13 protein-coding genes and 1 pseudogene are annotated in these 15896 nt (G+C 56.8%); 8 read left to right on the top strand and 6 right to left on the bottom strand.

Translation table 11 applies throughout. From position 1 onward, the window contains the following. Positions 1-282 precede the first annotated feature (282 nt). Together HVX72_RS20315 and HVX72_RS20310 are read right to left on the bottom strand one after the other, a co-directional pair. Positions 283-951 (bottom strand): glutathione S-transferase, encoded by a 669-nt coding sequence (locus HVX72_RS20315; RefSeq protein WP_060570394.1) that lies wholly within the window; start codon positions 949-951, stop codon positions 283-285. A 254-nt stretch (positions 952-1205) separates the two neighbouring features. Continuing rightward, positions 1206-2117, bottom strand: a complete 912-nt coding sequence (locus tag HVX72_RS20310; RefSeq protein ID WP_042291157.1) for a LysR family transcriptional regulator — start codon at positions 2115-2117, stop codon at positions 1206-1208. Between the two features lie 103 nt (positions 2118-2220). Here HVX72_RS20310 and HVX72_RS20305 point away from each other — a divergent pair, with 103 nt between their 5' ends. Together HVX72_RS20305 and HVX72_RS20300 are read left to right on the top strand one after the other, a co-directional pair. Further along, positions 2221-2631 (top strand): CidA/LrgA family protein, encoded by a 411-nt coding sequence (locus tag HVX72_RS20305; RefSeq protein WP_060570393.1) that lies wholly within the window; start codon positions 2221-2223, stop codon positions 2629-2631. Beyond that, the gene (locus HVX72_RS20300; RefSeq protein ID WP_042291151.1) at positions 2624-3313 is read left to right on the top strand and encodes an LrgB family protein; all 690 of its coding nucleotides are present in this window, start codon (positions 2624-2626) and stop codon (positions 3311-3313) included. The genes HVX72_RS20305 and HVX72_RS20300 overlap by 8 nt, the downstream gene beginning before the upstream one ends. Before the next feature lie 15 nt (positions 3314-3328). On the opposite strand, the gene HVX72_RS20295 is transcribed toward HVX72_RS20300, so the two are convergent. The 4 genes from HVX72_RS20295 to acs all read right to left on the bottom strand — a co-directional run bounded on the left by HVX72_RS20295 (position 3329) and on the right by acs (position 8924). Beyond that, the gene (locus tag HVX72_RS20295; protein ID WP_181822177.1) at positions 3329-4618 is read right to left on the bottom strand and encodes a Gfo/Idh/MocA family oxidoreductase; all 1290 of its coding nucleotides are present in this window, start codon (positions 4616-4618) and stop codon (positions 3329-3331) included. 155 nt (positions 4619-4773) lie between these two features. Beyond that, complete coding sequence (actP, locus tag HVX72_RS20290) at positions 4774-6423, bottom strand: cation/acetate symporter ActP (RefSeq protein ID WP_042291146.1); 1650 nt, start codon at positions 6421-6423, stop codon at positions 4774-4776. Beyond that, entirely contained in the window at positions 6420-6734 is a 315-nt protein-coding gene (locus HVX72_RS20285; protein ID WP_042291143.1) for a DUF485 domain-containing protein, read from the bottom strand. The genes actP and HVX72_RS20285 overlap by 4 nt, the downstream gene beginning before the upstream one ends. A 231-nt stretch (positions 6735-6965) precedes the next feature. Continuing rightward, entirely contained in the window at positions 6966-8924 is a 1959-nt protein-coding gene (gene acs / locus HVX72_RS20280; RefSeq protein WP_181822176.1) for an acetate--CoA ligase, read from the bottom strand. A gap of 432 nt (positions 8925-9356) precedes the next feature. Here acs and nrfA point away from each other — a divergent pair, with 432 nt between their 5' ends. From nrfA to nrfG, 6 genes and pseudogenes are all read left to right on the top strand, one after another. Next, the gene (nrfA, locus tag HVX72_RS20275) at positions 9357-10793 is read left to right on the top strand and encodes an ammonia-forming nitrite reductase cytochrome c552 subunit (RefSeq protein WP_181822175.1); all 1437 of its coding nucleotides are present in this window, start codon (positions 9357-9359) and stop codon (positions 10791-10793) included. 46 nt (positions 10794-10839) lie between these two features. Beyond that, positions 10840-11403, top strand: coding sequence for a cytochrome c nitrite reductase pentaheme subunit (nrfB, locus tag HVX72_RS20270; protein ID WP_042291137.1), 564 nt, complete (start codon positions 10840-10842; stop codon positions 11401-11403). After that, positions 11400-12071 carry a cytochrome c nitrite reductase Fe-S protein gene (gene nrfC / locus HVX72_RS20265; protein ID WP_042291135.1) on the top strand — a complete coding sequence of 224 codons (672 nt, stop codon included), beginning with the start codon at positions 11400-11402 and terminating at the stop codon, positions 12069-12071. Before nrfB ends, nrfC begins: the two co-directional genes overlap by 4 nt. After that, the gene (gene nrfD, locus HVX72_RS20260) at positions 12068-13024 is read left to right on the top strand and encodes a cytochrome c nitrite reductase subunit NrfD (protein ID WP_181822174.1); all 957 of its coding nucleotides are present in this window, start codon (positions 12068-12070) and stop codon (positions 13022-13024) included. The genes nrfC and nrfD overlap by 4 nt, the downstream gene beginning before the upstream one ends. Next, a pseudogene (gene nrfF, locus HVX72_RS20255) lies at positions 13017-15171 on the top strand (heme lyase NrfEFG subunit NrfF). The gene nrfD and the pseudogene nrfF overlap by 8 nt, the downstream one beginning before the upstream one ends. Continuing rightward, positions 15158-15766: a heme lyase NrfEFG subunit NrfG gene (gene nrfG, locus HVX72_RS20245; protein WP_042291123.1), complete on the top strand. Its 609-nt coding sequence runs from the start codon at positions 15158-15160 to the stop codon at positions 15764-15766. Before nrfF ends, nrfG begins: the two are co-directional and overlap by 14 nt. Positions 15767-15896: the final 130 nt, after the last annotated feature.

Raw genomic sequence — 15896 nt, 5'->3', positions numbered from 1 at the left:
CGAAACGTCAATTCCCTGTGCTCTGTCGCGACAAAAGGGGAGTCGCAAAAAGCAAACGTTTAGCTCCGCGCATAAAAAAACGGGTAGTAAAAAAAAGCAAACGATTATCCAGCGATCATATGGCGATTTTCAACTGAACTTTGTCGCTTTTTATGCATTTCTTGCGTTAACGACGAAGAAATCATCAACTGATGCGCAAACGTTACCGTCGATGCGCAATCTGGCAACATAATTTGCCGTGTCGTTTCGCCCATGCGCGGGGCACAGGAGACATTTTCGTCCTCACCCGCCGGGGATCTCAAAGGGGCCGCCCTGTTGAATCGCTCGCTGCCAGGCCGGACGCATTTCCACCCGTTTTTTCCATGCCTCGATGTGGGAGAGATTATCGATGCCGCCGCGCGCCAGTAGAGCAAACAGCGGGAAACTCATCTGAATGTCGGCCATGCTGAACGGTTCTCCGGCAAACCAGAGATGTTCGGCAAGGTGAGCGTCAATGAAACGCGCGTGGGTTTCCAGTTGTGGATTGAGATACGCTTTCTGCACGCCTTTTCCCAGCGCACCGCCCAGCGTGCGCAAGCCAAAGGGAACCGGCGGCTTGCCAAGACTGACAAAGACCAGTTTCATCAGCAGTAACGGCATGAGCGAACCTTCCGCATAGTGCAGCCAGAATCGGTACTGCCGCTTCTGTTCCGCGTCGGCGGGTTTAAATTTGCCTTCGCTGTCGTAGGTTTCCTGCAAATATTCAAGGATTGCACCCGATTCCGCAATGACGACGCCGTTATCCTCCACCACGGGCGACTTGCCGAGCGGATGCACTTTTTTCAACGCCGGCGGGGCAAGCAGGGTCTTTTCACGCTGGTAACGGACAATCTGGTAGGGCAGCGATAGTTCTTCCAGCGCCCAGAGAATGCGCTGGGAACGAGACTGGTTTAAATGATGTACCGTTAGCATGTGAGGCTCCTGTGAATTCATCTTCTTAACTATAGAAAATTGTGGAAGATGACGAAAAAAATTCGGCTAAAAAATCACCACGTCGGCTGGCAAACAGGCGGCCTCGGCATACACTTACAGTATCAACACAAACCGGAACCTCCACCACGTGCTCGAATGAGGGGTGTTGACGTCGGGGGAAACCCTCCCGTGAACTCAGCGGGATAGAGAGAAAGACAAAGACCGGAAAACAACTAAAGCGCCCTTGTGGCGCTTTAGTTTTTTGCCGGGTTGATGGTTTGCGATGCCCCTGCCCAGAATCCTTCGCAACATGAAAGCCACGCTTTGGCGCTATGGGAAAGGTAGACCCCTTCGCGCCAAATCATCCCGAGCTGCCAGCGCAGTTCGCTTTCCAGCGGGATCCAGCGCAGCGTGTTTTTATCCAGCCGTTCACAGATGGGCTCCGGTAGAATAGCAATGCCGACGCCTGCCTGTACCATCGCCGCAAGAAAATCCCACTGTCCGCTGCGTACCGCAATGCGCGGCTTGACGTTGCGTTCGCTAAAAAGCTGCATCAACTGACGGCTCAGGGCGAAATCTTCGTTGTAAATCAGCAGCGGGTGCTCCGCCAGCGTTTCGGGGGAAACGGACTCACAGGTTGTCCACTGACCGGCACGGGGCGCCAGGACGCAAAGCGGATGGTTAAACAGCGGCAGGGTCGCCAGACCGCTTTCTGCTTCTATCGGCAGCGCGGTCATCGCCACGTCCAGTTCGCCATTCATCACCGCCTGTTGCACCGTCAGGCCGCCAAACTCCGCGACCTTCAGCTCGACGCCCGGATAGCGCTGGCGAAACAGACTGATAGGACCCGCCATCAACATGCCGACCATGGGCGGAATGCCTAACCGTAGCAGGCCTTTGTTGAGATGGTTGATGTCTCCCAGCTCCGCTTCCAGTTGGCGAAACTCCGCCAGAATCGCCAGCCCGCGCTCAAACACCACCCGTCCGGTGTCCGTGAGCAAAAGCTTGCGCCCGTCGCGGATCAGCAGCGTGCAGTTAAGCTCGTCTTCAAGATTTTTTAACATCTTGCTGATGGTGGGTTGCGTGACATACAACTTCTCCGCCGCGCGGGTGAAACTCTGCTGGCGCACCACCTCGACAAAATAACGCAGCGTTCTGATGTCCATGACTATTCCTTACGACTATGCCCGCAATGATTTTAATTCATTTCTTTCATCGACGGGCGCTCTCTATACTGGCGCTCCGAATTATTTTTCAGGACATCCCTTCATGGCTGTGGCGATACGCCGCATTACGCCTGTTGTCGTACAGCGACTTCAGGTTCCGGTTCAGGTTCTGCTGTACGCTGGTCTGTTTATCGTTGCGCAAAACCTTGTCTCCTGGCTGCATTTGCCGCTTCCGGCCAATCTGGTGGGCATGGTGCTAATGCTGGCGCTGATTGTGTGTCGGATCCTGCCGTTGCGCTGGGTGCGGGCGGGGGCCCGCTGGCTGCTGGCGGAAATGCTGCTGTTCTTTGTGCCCGCGGTGGTGGCGGTAGTGAACTATGCGCAGCTGCTGTTGATCGACGGCTGGCGTATCTTTGCCGTGATTGCGCTCAGCACCCTGATGGTACTCGGTGCGACCGCGTGGGTGGTGGACAAGGTGTATCGCTATGAGTTGCGCAGGTTAAATCGTGAGTAATTTTCAGCTTAGCGCGCTCTGTCTGGTCATCACACTGGTCATCTATTTTCTCAACAAGCGCCTGTATCGCCGCTTTCGCCGACTGCCGCTGATGCCGCTGGTGCTCACCCCGGCGCTGCTGGTGTTGATGCTGGTATTTGGGCATATCTCCTGGCAGAGCTATATTGGCGAGTCGCACTGGTTATTGTGGCTGCTTGGTCCGGCGACCATCGCCTTTGCCGTGCCGGTCTACGACAATTTTGCCATTATCAAACGTCACTGGATGTCCCTTAGCGCAGGCGTGGTGACGGCAACGGTGGTGGCGGTCACCAGTTCGGTCTGGCTGGCGCGGCTGTTTACGCTCTCCGATGAAATCCAGCGCAGCCTGGCCGTTCGCTCGGTGACCACCCCGTTTGCGCTGGCGGCGGCGGAGCCTATCGGCGGACAGCCGGATCTGGTGGCGCTGTTCGTGGTGGTGACCGGCGTGTTTGGCATGGCGGTTGGCGATGCGCTGTTTCTGCGGCTGTCGATACGCGAAGGTATGGCGAAAGGCGCCGGATTCGGCGCGGCGTCTCACGGCGCAGGAACGGCGCGCTCCTACGAACTGGGGCAGCAGGAGGGCGTCGTCGCCAGCCTGGTGATGATGCTCTCCGGCGTCGTGATGGTGCTCATTGCGCCGCTGGTCGCGAAGCTGATGTTCTGACCAGCGGCGGTTGGGTTATGTCAGACGCGACGCCAGCGCAAATTCGTTAAAGTGGACCGGACGCTGCTGCTGCATGGAGAGGTTTCCGGCGATGCCGGTGAGGATCGACATCGCCCCGGCGCGGTGGTCGGCGGCGCGCTGAAGCGGGTCGTGTTTCACCTCGCCAAACAGATCGGCGAGCATCGCGTTGTCGCCGCCGCCGTGTCCGCCTTCGCCCAGCGTGAAGTCAGCTTTCCACGGCGCGGCAAACATTGGGAAGACGGTGATATCGCAGGTCTCGAGGCTGCCTTCGTTGGCGCGTTCGCCGCCAGCGTTAACGTACGATTTCTCGACGATCTTCATCTCCAGACGGCCTTTGCTGCCGTTAAAGACCACGTTCAGCCCTTCCCAGGGCAGATAAGTGTTCAGTGAATACGTCAGCTGTACGTCATTCTGATATTTCACCAGCACCGACATCGTATCTTCAATGGTAATGCCGTCGCTGAACACGCTCTGGTCGCGGAAGTAGCTATCCTCATGTTCCGCATCCAGATAGAGCGCTTTCAACTGCGGATTCTCTGCCATTTGCAGGGCAAACGGGTCGTCTTTCGCCTGCGGGTAGCCGTGGGCGCGGGGATAAAACTGCGTGACGCCGCGTCGTTCGGCGTTCTCTCTGCCATAAAAACGCAGGCCGCCTTCAGCGTAAACGCGCGCTGGCGTGCTGGCCAACCAGAAGTTCATCAGGTCGAAATGGTGGGTCGATTTATGCACCAGCAGACCGCCGCTATTGCGCTTTTCGCGGTGCCAGCGACGAAAATAGTCTGCGCCATGCTCGGTGTTCAGCAGCCATTCGAAGTGGACGGAGTAAACCTCGCCGATCGTGCCGTTCATCAGCAGTTCGCGCACTTTGCTGTGGTGCGGGGCATAGCGATAGTTGAAGGCGACGCGCACCTGGCGGCCTGTTTCTTCAATGGCATCCAGAATGCGCAGGGCGCGCTTTTCGTCGATAGTCATCGGTTTTTCGGTGATCACGTCGCAGCCCGCATGCAGCGCCCGGACGATGTAATCATCGTGGGTGCGGTCCATGGTGGTAACGATGATAATGTCCGGGCGCGTTTCACGGATCATCTCCTCAAACTGCTGCGCTTTCCAGGTCGATACCGGCGCAGCGCCCTCTTTTTCCAGTAATGTGTTGGCGTAGTTCATCCGGGTCTGGTTGGTATCGCAGAAGGCAACCAGCCGGGCGTTCTCTTTCCATTGCCCGCCAATTGCCGAAATATACAGTCCAGCGCGACCGCCGGTTCCCACCAGGGCATATTTCTTCATCGCATTCCCTTCTCTTAAAATGAATTAACGTGTTGATGTAATAAAAACAGCGTTTCACTCTTGTTTGGGTACTGTAGCGCTATCGCGGGAGATGGGTAGAACGCAGGAAGAAAAATGTGATCCCCGGCCATAAAGACCGGGGAGTGGGAGAGTGATTAATGGGCGCGGCCTTGTTCGACGCCGTATCCGGTCTGGGAACGGATAAACTGGGCGCGGAACTGCTCGCGTTCGCGGTTTCCTTCCGCTGAGTTATCGGTGGCCGAGAAGAACCAGATACCGAGGAACGCCACGGTAATGGAGAACAGCGCCGGGTATTCGTAGGGGAAGATCGCCTTTTCGTGACCGAGGATCTGTACCCAAATCGTCGGGCCAAGCACCATCAACACCACTGCCGTCAGTAACCCTAACCAGCCGCCCATCATCGCGCCACGGGTGGTCAGCTTCGACCAGTACATGGAAAGCAGGATGATCGGGAAGTTACAGCTTGCCGCGATGGCAAACGCCAGGCCGACCATGAAGGCAATGTTCTGGTTTTCAAACAGTACGCCAAGAATAATGGCGATGACGCCCAGCACCAGTACGGTGATTTTCGACACCCGCAGTTCTTCGCGCTCGGTGGCGCCTTTACGAAACACGTTGGCGTAGAGATCGTGTGAAACCGCCGACGCGCCCGCCAGCGTCAGTCCGGCCACCACCGCGAGAATAGTGGCGAAAGCGACCGCGGAGATAAAGCCGAGGAACAGATTGCCGCCGACCGCGTTAGCCAGATGCACCGCCGCCATATTGTTGCCGCCAATCAGTGCGCCCGCCGCGTCTTTGTACGCCGGATTTGCCCCGACCAGCATGATCGCGCCAAAGCCGATAATAAAGGTCAGAATGTAGAAGTAACCCATAAAGCCGGTGGCGTAGAACACGCTTTTACGCGCTTCGCGTGCGTCTGACACCGTGAAGAAGCGCATCAGGATATGCGGCAGACCGGCGGTCCCGAACATCAGACCAAGGCCCAGCGACAGCGCGGAGATCGGATCTTTCACCAGCCCCCCAGGGCTCATGATGGCGGTGCCTTTCGGATGAACCGCCATTGCTTCGGTAAACAGGTTATTGAAGCTGAAACCGACGTGCTTCATCACCATAAAGGCCATGAAGCTGGCGCCGAACAGTAGCAGCACCGCTTTGATGATCTGCACCCACGTCGTCGCCAGCATACCGCCGAATAGCACGTACATCATCATCAGCACGCCGACCAGCACCACCGCAATGTGGTAATTCAGACCAAATAACAGTTCGATGAGTTTGCCCGCGCCGACCATCTGGGCGATCAGATACAGCGCCACCACCACCAGCGAACCGCAGGCGGAAAGAATGCGGATCGGGCCTTGCTTGAGACGGTAGGAGGCTACATCGGCAAAGGTATAACGTCCCAGATTACGCAGGCGCTCGGCGATCAGAAACAGAATGATCGGCCAGCCCACCAGGAAGCCCAGCGAGTAAATCAGGCCGTCGTAGCCGGAAGTGAACACCAGCGCGGAGATGCCCAGAAAAGAGGCGGCAGACATGTAGTCGCCCGCAATCGCCAGTCCGTTCTGAAAACCAGTAATATTGCCGCCCGCCGTGTAGTAGTCGTTGCGCGAACGCACGCGTTTAGAGGCCCAGTAGGTAATTCCGAGCGTAAATACGACAAAAATCAAAAACATAATAATGGCCTGCCAGTTGGTTGGCTGGCGCTCTACTGTACCGCTAAGGGCATCCGCCGCGTTGGCCGCGAAGGGTAGTGTGGCGGCAAGCGCCGTCAGGACTCTCTTCATGATGCGTTAACCTCGTGCAGTACTGCATTATTAAGACGGTCGAATTCGCCGTTCGCCCGCCAGATATAAATGCCGGTCAGAATAAAGGAGATCAGAATGACCCCGACGCCAATGGGGATACCCCGGGTGACGCTGGTTCCCGCGTGGAGCGGCGTACCCAGCCAGCCAGGCGCGAAAGCAATCAGTAAAATAAAGCCGATATAAATCACCAACATGATGACCGACAGAAGGGTGGCAAACCGTTGCCTTTTTTCGACTAACTCCCTGAAACGCGCACTGTCTTCTATCCGCTGATAAATAGTGTCATTCATCACAGAGCTCTCCAGAGGCCCCTGCGTCTTTCGCGCCACAGGTGCGTTGGCCGCACTTACCCACCCCAGTCGCCTGGTTCACTCTGCGACTGGGGATGTGTTCGTTTGCCGCCTTCCTGCAACACGAAATCCTTTGGGGGGTTTTATATTTTCCCTCCCGATGAAGAGAGGGGTAAGGTCAGAAATGTCGGCCGGATAAAACGCTTCGCAGCGCCATCCGGCCTGTTCTCATTATGAAGGCATCGCGATAGCCTGCTTCTCTTCGAGCAGTTTCTCTACCACGCCAGGATCGGCAAGGGTCGAGGTATCGCCCAGATTGCTGGTATCGCCTGCCGCGATCTTGCGCAAAATACGGCGCATAATTTTGCCGGAACGGGTCTTCGGCAGGGAATCGGTCCAGTGCAGCACGTCCGGCGTCGCCAGCGGACCAATCTCTTTTCGTACCCAGTTGCGCACTTCCGCGTACAGTTCCGGAGAAGGCTCTTCGCCGTGGTTCAGGGTCACGTAGGCATAAATCGCCTGGCCTTTAATGCTGTGCGGAATACCCACCACCGCCGCTTCGGCGATTTTGGGATGCGCCACCAGCGCGGACTCAATCTCCGCGGTGCCCAGACGGTGACCGGACACGTTCAGCACGTCGTCCACGCGACCGGTGATCCAGTAATAGCCATCTTCGTCACGACGCGCGCCGTCGCCGCTGAAGTACATATTTTTAAAGGTCGAAAAGTAGGTCTGCTCGAAACGCTCATGATCGCCGAACAGCGTGCGCGCCTGACCCGGCCAGGAGTCGGTGATCACCAGGTTGCCCTCGGTCGCCCCTTCCTGCGGATTGCCTTCGTTATCCACCAGCGCAGGCTGCACGCCAAAGAACGGACGGGTGGCGGAACCGGCTTTCAGCTCTGTCGCCCCCGGCAGCGGGGTGATCATGAAACCGCCGGTTTCGGTCTGCCACCAGGTATCGACCACCGGGCATTTCTCATTGCCGATCTTTTTCCAGTACCACTCCCACGCTTCCGGGTTGATCGGCTCGCCAACGGAGCCGAGAATGCGCAGGGAGGAACGGTCGGTGCCCTCGATCGCTTTGTCGCCTTCCGCCATCAGCGCACGGATCGCGGTCGGTGCAGTATACAAAATCGTGACCTGATGCTTATCGACCACCTGCGCCATACGCGCTGGCGTCGGCCAGTTGGGCACCCCTTCGAACATCAGCGTCGTGGCGCCGCAGGCCAGCGGGCCGTACAGCAGGTAGCTGTGTCCGGTGACCCAACCCACGTCGGCGGTGCACCAGTAGATGTCGTCCGGATGGTAGTCGAACACATATTTAAAGGTGCTCGCGGCATACACCAGATACCCGCCGGTGGTATGCAGCACGCCTTTCGGCTTGCCGGTAGAGCCGGAGGTATAAAGAATAAACAGCGGATCTTCCGCATTCATTTCAACAGGCTGATGCTCAGCACTGGCATTTTCAATGACGTCGCTCCACCACAAATCGCGGTTTTCCGTCCAGTCGATAGTGCCGCCGGTGCGCTTGAGCACAATCACATGTTCGATGCTTGTTACGTTCGGATTTTTCAGCGCGTCGTCGACGTTTTTCTTCAACGGAATGCTGCGCCCGGCGCGCACCCCTTCATCGGCGGTGATCACCAGCTTCGAGCTGGAGTCGATAATGCGTCCGGCGACCGCCTCCGGCGAAAAACCGCCGAAGATCACCGAATGCACCGCGCCGATGCGTGCGCAAGCCAGCATCGCGACGGCGGCTTCCGGCACCATCGGCATATAAATCGCCACCACGTCGCCTTTCTTAATGCCTAACGCCTGCAGGGCATTGGCAAAGCGGCAGACGTCACGATGCAGTTCGCGGTAGCTAATGTGTTTACTCTGCGACGCGTCGTCGCCTTCCCAGATGATGGCGGTGCGATCGCCATTTTCCGCCAGATGGCGGTCAAGGCAGTTCGCCGCCAGGTTGAGCGTGCCGTCTTCGTACCATTTAATCGAGACGTTGCCCGGCGCGAAAGAGGTGTTCTTTACGCGTGTATACGGTTTGATCCAGTCGAGAATTTTGCCCTGCTCGCCCCAAAAGGTATCCGGCTCGTTAATTGATTGTTGATATTTTGCCTCATACTGCTCCGGGTTTATCAGGCAACGGTCCGCAATATTGGCGGGAATGGCGTGTTTATGTATTTGGCTCATGGCTTTTGTTCTCCTTGTAAGATGTTAATAATATGTCTCATAAACGTTAAATGTAGGGGTTTAGTCAGTTTTGTTTAGTATTTGCGCGGCAGATCACGCAATAACGGAACTGTGCAAATAATCGGCAATACGTTTTTTGAAGAAGGCCAAAAAAAGTTGGGGAATTCTTTTCGCAACAGACGGTTATGTTAATTTTTTATGAAGGTGTTTCGACGAGGAAAAGCACAAAGGGAGTAGCGATAAAACGGGGTGACTAACTCTAAAGTGGTATTTTACATACACTTACAATTGATTAAAGACAACATTTTCCGTGTGGTTTTTTGTTACATCTAGATTAGGGCAATGTCATGACGGTTATGTGCGGTTATCGTCATGGAAAGAATAAAAAAGAACCGTCATTAAGAGCAATGGCGCAATCTGGATGAGACCTCTATGACAAGGATTACACATCGTGCACGCCGTTTTTTCAGCCTGATAGTACCGCTTTTTTTCATTTCTGCTGTTTACGCTGAGCAAACTGCCGCACCCGCAAAAACCGTTACCGTTGAAGCGAAAAATGACGTCTTCGCGCCTCAACATCCCGATCAATACCTCTCCTGGAAAGCCACGTCGGAACAGTCCACGCGGGAAGACGCGCTGGCGGAAGATCCGCGGCTGGTGATCCTGTGGGCAGGTTATCCCTTCTCTCGTGACTACAACAAACCGCGCGGGCACGCGTATGCGGTAACCGACGTGCGGGAAACCCTGCGTACGGGCGCGCCGAAAAACGCCGAAGACGGTCCGCTGCCGATGGCCTGCTGGAGCTGCAAAAGCCCGGACGTGGCGCGTTTGATCCAAAAAGAGGGGGAAGATGGCTACTTCCACGGCAAATGGGCGCGTGGGGGACCGGAGATCGTCAATAACTTAGGCTGCGCCGACTGCCATAACACCGCATCCGCCGATTTCGCGAAAGGCAAGCCGGAACTGACCCTGTCGCGCCCCTATGCGGAACGCGCAATGGAAACCATCGGCAAGCCGTTCGATAAGGCCAGCCGCTTTGACCAGCAGTCAATGGTCTGCGGTCAGTGCCATGTGGAGTACTATTTCGACGGTAAAAACAAAGCCGTTAAGTTCCCGTGGGATGAGGGAATGAAGGTCGAGAACATGGAGAAATACTACGACGCCATCGCGTTCTCTGACTGGACCAACTCGCTGTCGAAAACGCCCATGTTAAAAGCGCAGCACCCGGAATATGAGACCTGGAGCGCGGGTATTCACGGTAAAAACAACGTGACCTGTATTGACTGTCACATGCCAAAAGTGCAGAACGCGGAAGGTAAACTCTACACCGACCACAAGATTGGCAATCCATTCGACAACTTCGCCCAGACCTGCGCGAACTGCCATACCCAGGACAAGGCTGCGCTGCAAAACGTGGTCGCCGAGCGTAAAAAGTCGATCAACGAGCTGAAAATCAACGTCGAGGATCAACTGGTTCATGCCCACTTCGAAGCGAAGGCGGCCTGGGATGCCGGCGCGACGGAAGCGGAAATGAAGCCGATTCTGGAAAACATTCGCCATGCGCAATGGCGCTGGGATCTGTCGATCGCCTCTCACGGCATTCATATGCATGCGCCGGAAGAAGGGCTGCGGATGCTGGGCGGCGCGATGGATAAAGCCGCTGATGCCCGTACCAAACTGGCGCGTCTGCTGGCGACCAAAGGCATCACCCACGAGATCGCCCTGCCGGATATCTCCACCAAAGAGAAAGCCCAGGCGGCGATTGGACTGAACATGCAGCAGATTAACGCTGAAAAACAGGACTTCATCAAAACGGTGATTCCGCAGTGGGAAGACCAGGCGCGTAAAAACGGTCTGTTAAGCCAATAACCCCTTCCGCCCCACACACAGGGGCGGATTACTCAACGGAGTGAATATGAGCGTATTACGTTCGTTATTAACTGCTGGGGTGCTGGCGTCAGGTCTGTTATGGAGCCTGAGTGGGGCAACCGCCACGCCAACGCCGCAGGAGTCTGATCGCTGGGAGGTCACGCCACAGCGTAGCCCGGACGCCGCCTGCCTGGACTGTCATAAGCCGGACACCGACGGGATGCACGGCAAGCATGCGTCCGCCACCAATCCGAATAATAAACTGCCGGTCACCTGTACTAACTGCCACGGCCAGCCGTCGCCGCAGCACCGTGAAGGGGTGAAGGATGTGATGCGCTTTAACGAGCCGATGTACAACGTCGAGCAGCAAAACAGCGTCTGTATGTCCTGTCACCTGCCCGAGCAACTGCAAAAAGCTTTCTGGCCGCACGATGTTCACGTCACGAAAGTGGCCTGCGCCAGCTGTCACTCACTGCATCCGAAGCAAGACGCAATGCAGACGTTAAGCGATAAAGGGCGGATTAAAATCTGCGTCGATTGCCACAGCGATCAGCGCAACAATCCGAACTTTAATCCGGCGTCGGTTCCCTTGCTTAAGGAGCATCCATGAGCTGCTCCCGTCGCCAGTTTATCACCCGCGTCGGCGCGCTGGTGGCGGTTAGCGGCACAGCAGGACGCGTGGTAGCGAAAACGTTGAATATCAACGGCGTGCGTTACGGCATGGTGCATGATGAATCGTTATGTATCGGCTGTACCGCCTGTATGGATGCCTGTCGGGAAGTGAACAACGTGCCGGAAGGCGTCTCGCGGCTGACGATTATTCGCAGCGAACCGCAGGGGACGTTTCCGGACGTGAAGTACCGCTTTTTCCGCCATTCATGCCAGCATTGCGATCATGCGCCGTGCGTGGACGTCTGTCCGACCGGCGCGTCCTATCGCGATGCCGCCAACGGTATTGTGGACGTCAACCCGGATCTCTGTGTCGGTTGCCAGTACTGTATCGCCGCTTGTCCATACCGGGTGCGCTTTATTCATCCGGTGACGAAAACGGCGGATAAGTGCGATTTCTGCCGTAAGACCAACCTGAAAGCGGGCAAGCTGCCAGCCTGCGTTGAGGCCTGCCCGACGAAGGCGCTGACCTTTGGTAATCTTGACGATCCCAACAGCGATATTTCGCGGCTGTTACAGCAGAAACCCACCTACCGTTACAAGCTGGCGCTGGGCACGAAACCGAAGGTCTACCGCGTTCCCTTTAAATTTGGGGAGGTGAGCCAATGACAAACGCATCTGCTTTCCACTTTGAATCGCTGGTGTGGGACTGGCCCATCGCCATCTATCTGTTTTTGATCGGTATCTCCGCCGGGCTGGTCACGCTGGCGATTCTGCTGCGTCGTTTCCATCCGGAGGCGGGCGGCGCTGACAGTACGCTGCTGCGTACAACGCTGGTGGTCGGGCCGGGGGCGATAATTCTCGGCCTGCTGATTCTGATCTTCCATCTGACGCGTCCGTGGACCTTCTGGAAACTGATGTTTCACTACAGTTTTACGTCAGTGATGTCGATGGGGGTCATGCTGTTCCAGTTGTACATGGTGGTGCTGGTACTGTGGCTGGCGAAAATCTTTGAAAAAGAGCTGATTGCTCTGCAACAGCGTTGGCTGCCGCGTCTGAGCGTGCTGCCAAAAGCGCTGTCGCTCATCACGCCGTTTCATCGCCCGCTTGAAACGCTGATGCTGGTGTTGGCGGTACTGCTTGGCGCCTACACCGGATTTTTGCTTTCCGCGCTCAAGTCCTACCCGTTCCTGAATAACCCGGTCCTGCCGGTGTTGTTCCTGTTCTCGGGGATCTCTTCCGGCGCGGCGGTGGCGCTCATTGCAATGGCCTTGCGCCAGCGCAGCAACCCACACAGTACGGAAGCGCACTTTGTTCACCGAATGGAAACACCAGTGGTGTGGCTGGAAATCTTCCTGCTGGCGGCCTTTTTTATTGGCCTGGCGTTGGGCGATGACGGCAAAATGCGCGCGCTTTCCGCCGCGTTAGGCGGTGGATTCTGGACCTGGTGGTTCTGGATCGGCGTCGCGGGGCTGGGGCTGATTGTGCCGATGCTGTTGAAGCCGTGGGCGAATCGTGGATCCACCTTCCACGGTGTGCTGGCGGCCTGCGGCGCCAGCCTGACCGGCGTTCTGCTGTTACGTTTCTTTATTCTGTATGCGGGGCAACTGACGGTTGCATAACCTGGACGTGTTCCTACCTGAAGCCGGTTTTCTGGCGCTGTTGTTAAGCCTTGGGGTCAACGTGTTGACCCCGCTTGCCGTGCTGACCGGGATTCAGCGGCGCTGGCTGGGCGTTATGCGCCTGGCGAGCGTCGGCGTCTGGACGCAGTTCGCGCTTTTGCTGGCGGCGTTTACGCTGTTGATAAACGCCTTTCTGAGCAGCGACTTTTCGGTCATCTACGTGGCGCAGCACAGCCACAGCTTGCTGTCGTGGGGGCTAAAGCTGGCGGCGGTATGGGGCGGACATGAAGGTTCCTTACTGCTATGGGTGCTGTTTCTTTCTGCCTGGAGCGCGCTGTTTGCCTGGCGCTACCGTCAACAATCGGATGCGCTGTTTCCGCTGACGCTCAGCCTTCTTTCTCTGATCACCGCGTTGCTGCTGCTGTTTGTGGTGGTGTGGTCTGATCCGTTTGCACGCATTTTCCCTCCCGCGATAGAAGGGCGCGATCTCAACCCGATGCTGCAACATCTGGGGTTGATCCTGCATCCGCCGCTACTGTATCTGGGCTATGGCGGGTTGATGGTGGCTACGGGCGTGGCGCTCGCCTCGCTGCTTCACGGCGATTTTACTGCCGCGGCCGCCCGGGTGTGCTGGCGCTGGGCGCTGCCCGGCTGGTGCGCGCTGACCCTCGGCATCATCCTCGGCTCCTGGTGGGCGTACTGCGAGTTGGGGTGGGGCGGATGGTGGTTCTGGGACCCGGTGGAAAACGCCTCTCTGTTGCCCTGGCTGTCCGCCAGCGCGCTGCTGCACAGTCTGTCGCTTTCGCGCAGACAGGGGATTTTTCGCCACTGGTCACTGCTGCTGGCGATCGTCACCCTGATTCTTTCACTGCTGGGCACGCTGATTGTGCGCTCCGGCATTCTGGTCTCTGTGCATGCTTTTGCGCTGGATAACGTGCGCGCGGCGCCGCTGTTTGCGCTGTTCGCCGTGCTGAGTCTCGCTTCGCTTGCGCTGTACGCCTGGCGGGCGCGTGATGGTCAACCGACAGCGCGTGTGGGGATCGGGTCGCGCGAAACGTTGATACTCGCGACGCTACTGCTTTTTTGCGCGGTACTGCTGATCGTGCTGGTGGGGACGCTTTACCCGATGATTTACGGTCTGCTTGGCTGGGGACGTCTTTCCGTAGGCGCACCTTATTTCAATCGCGCTACGCTGCCGTTCGGCCTGCTGATGCTGGTCGTCATCGTTGTGGCGACGATAAGAAACCGTAAATCTGCCTGGCGACGACAGCTTCCGGCGCTGATTGCCCATACAGGCGTGCTGATCGCGGCGCTGGGGATTGTGGTGTCCAGCGTCAGCCGTCAGGAGATTAGCCTGAATTTACGTCCGGGGCAGCAGGTGGCGCTGGCAGGATACACCTTCCGCTTCGACCGGCTCGAGCTTGAAGCAAAGGGCAATTACACTACCGAGAAAGCGCAGATTGCGCTGTGGCAGGGGGAGAATCGTATTGGCAATTTGACACCGGAGCGGCGGTTTTATACCGCGCGCCGCCAGCAGATGATGGAGCCGGACATTCGCTGGAACCTTATACACGACTGGTATGCGGTAATGGGCGAGAAAACCGGTCCGGAACGTTACGCCATGCGGTTGTACGTTCAAAGCGGCGTGCGCTGGATCTGGGGCGGTGGGCTGCTGATGATTGTCGGCGCGCTACTGAGCGGCTGGTGCGGGAGGAGGGAAAATGCGTAATACGGCGCCATTTCACAGGCTGTTCATCCTGGTTACGCTACTTTTTTTCACGCTTATCGTCCACGCTCAGGTCGTCGATACCTGGACCTTCGCTAACCCGCAGCAGCAGGAGAAAGCGCTTTCTGTCGCCAGCCGGTTGCGTTGTCCCCAGTGCCAGAACCAGAACTTACTGGAATCCAACGCGCCGGTGGCGGTCAGTATGCGCCATCAGGTCTATACAATGGTGGCGGAGGGGAAAAGCGAAGCGGAAATTACTGTCTGGATGACGGAACGCTACGGCGACTTTGTTCGCTACAATCCACCGCTGAACGGACAAACTTTGCTGCTTTGGGCGCTGCCGTGTCTGTTACTGCTGGTGGTGGGGGGGATCCTGTGGCGCGCGGTAAAGCCCAAAAGGACAAACGATGATGCAGCCTGACTCCCACCGTTCTCTGCCCGTAAAACGTCTGGCGGCGGCCGTCATGCTGATGGTGATTATCTGCTTTAGCGGCTATCTGCTGTCGCCGAAATGGCAGGCGGTACGCAGCGAACAGCAGCGTCTGGCAGATCCGCTGCATGCGTTTACCGACGCGCAAACCCCACAAGCGCAACTGCGAACGTTGCAGAACCAGATTCGCGCGAATCCCCAGGACAGCGAAAAGTGGGCGTTACTCGGCGAGTATTACCTCTGGCGTAACGACTACGCTAACGCGCAGCGGGCGTATCGTCAGGCGCTGCAACTGCGCGGGGAGAACGCCGAGCTTTACGCCGCGCTGGCGACGGTGCTTTACTATCAGGCGGGACAGCATATGACGCCGCTGGCCCGCGAGATGATTGATAAAGCATTAGCGCTGGACGCCAGTGAGGTGACCGCGCTGATGCTCCTGGCCTCGGATGCGTTTATGCAGGCTGATTACCGCGAGGCGATTATCCAGTGGCAAAAAGCCCTCGATCTCAATTCACCGCGGGTAAACCGCGCACAGGTGATTGACGCAATAAATATGGCGAAGTTGTTGCAGAATCGTCAGAAATGATTTTGTTTTTTTGTGATTTATGTCGTTTTTGCTGTTTAAAAAACAGGCAAATGAACATCGTACGCAAAATAATTCCTGAAAGTTATAATTCAAAAACGCACATTTAAAAATCTTTCCATAACAAATAGTT

Source organism: Citrobacter sp. RHB21-C05, assembly GCF_013889015.1.
GTDB lineage: Bacteria > Pseudomonadota > Gammaproteobacteria > Enterobacterales > Enterobacteriaceae > Citrobacter_A > Citrobacter_A sedlakii.
This window is presented reverse-complemented; position numbering and strand designations above follow the sequence as displayed.

Bases quoted from the DNA above. Each gene is read 5' to 3' on its own strand.
- HVX72_RS20315 (WP_060570394.1), bottom strand. From the start codon at position 951: ATGCTAACGGTACATCATTTAAACCAGTCTCGTTCCCAGCGCATTCTC.
- HVX72_RS20285 (WP_042291143.1), bottom strand. From the start codon at position 6,734: ATGAATGACACTATTTATCAGCGGATAGAAGACAGTGCGCGTTTCAGG.
- nrfG (WP_042291123.1), top strand. From the start codon at position 15,158: ATGATGCAGCCTGACTCCCACCGTTCTCTGCCCGTAAAACGTCTGGCG.
- nrfD (WP_181822174.1), top strand. From the start codon at position 12,068: ATGACAAACGCATCTGCTTTCCACTTTGAATCGCTGGTGTGGGACTGG.
- HVX72_RS20305 (WP_060570393.1), top strand. From the start codon at position 2,221: ATGGCTGTGGCGATACGCCGCATTACGCCTGTTGTCGTACAGCGACTT.
- HVX72_RS20310 (WP_042291157.1), bottom strand. From the start codon at position 2,117: ATGGACATCAGAACGCTGCGTTATTTTGTCGAGGTGGTGCGCCAGCAG.
- actP (WP_042291146.1), bottom strand. From the start codon at position 6,423: ATGAAGAGAGTCCTGACGGCGCTTGCCGCCACACTACCCTTCGCGGCC.
- acs (WP_181822176.1), bottom strand. From the start codon at position 8,924: ATGAGCCAAATACATAAACACGCCATTCCCGCCAATATTGCGGACCGT.
- HVX72_RS20295 (WP_181822177.1), bottom strand. From the start codon at position 4,618: ATGAAGAAATATGCCCTGGTGGGAACCGGCGGTCGCGCTGGACTGTAT.
- nrfC (WP_042291135.1), top strand. From the start codon at position 11,400: ATGAGCTGCTCCCGTCGCCAGTTTATCACCCGCGTCGGCGCGCTGGTG.
- nrfA (WP_181822175.1), top strand. From the start codon at position 9,357: ATGACAAGGATTACACATCGTGCACGCCGTTTTTTCAGCCTGATAGTA.
- nrfB (WP_042291137.1), top strand. From the start codon at position 10,840: ATGAGCGTATTACGTTCGTTATTAACTGCTGGGGTGCTGGCGTCAGGT.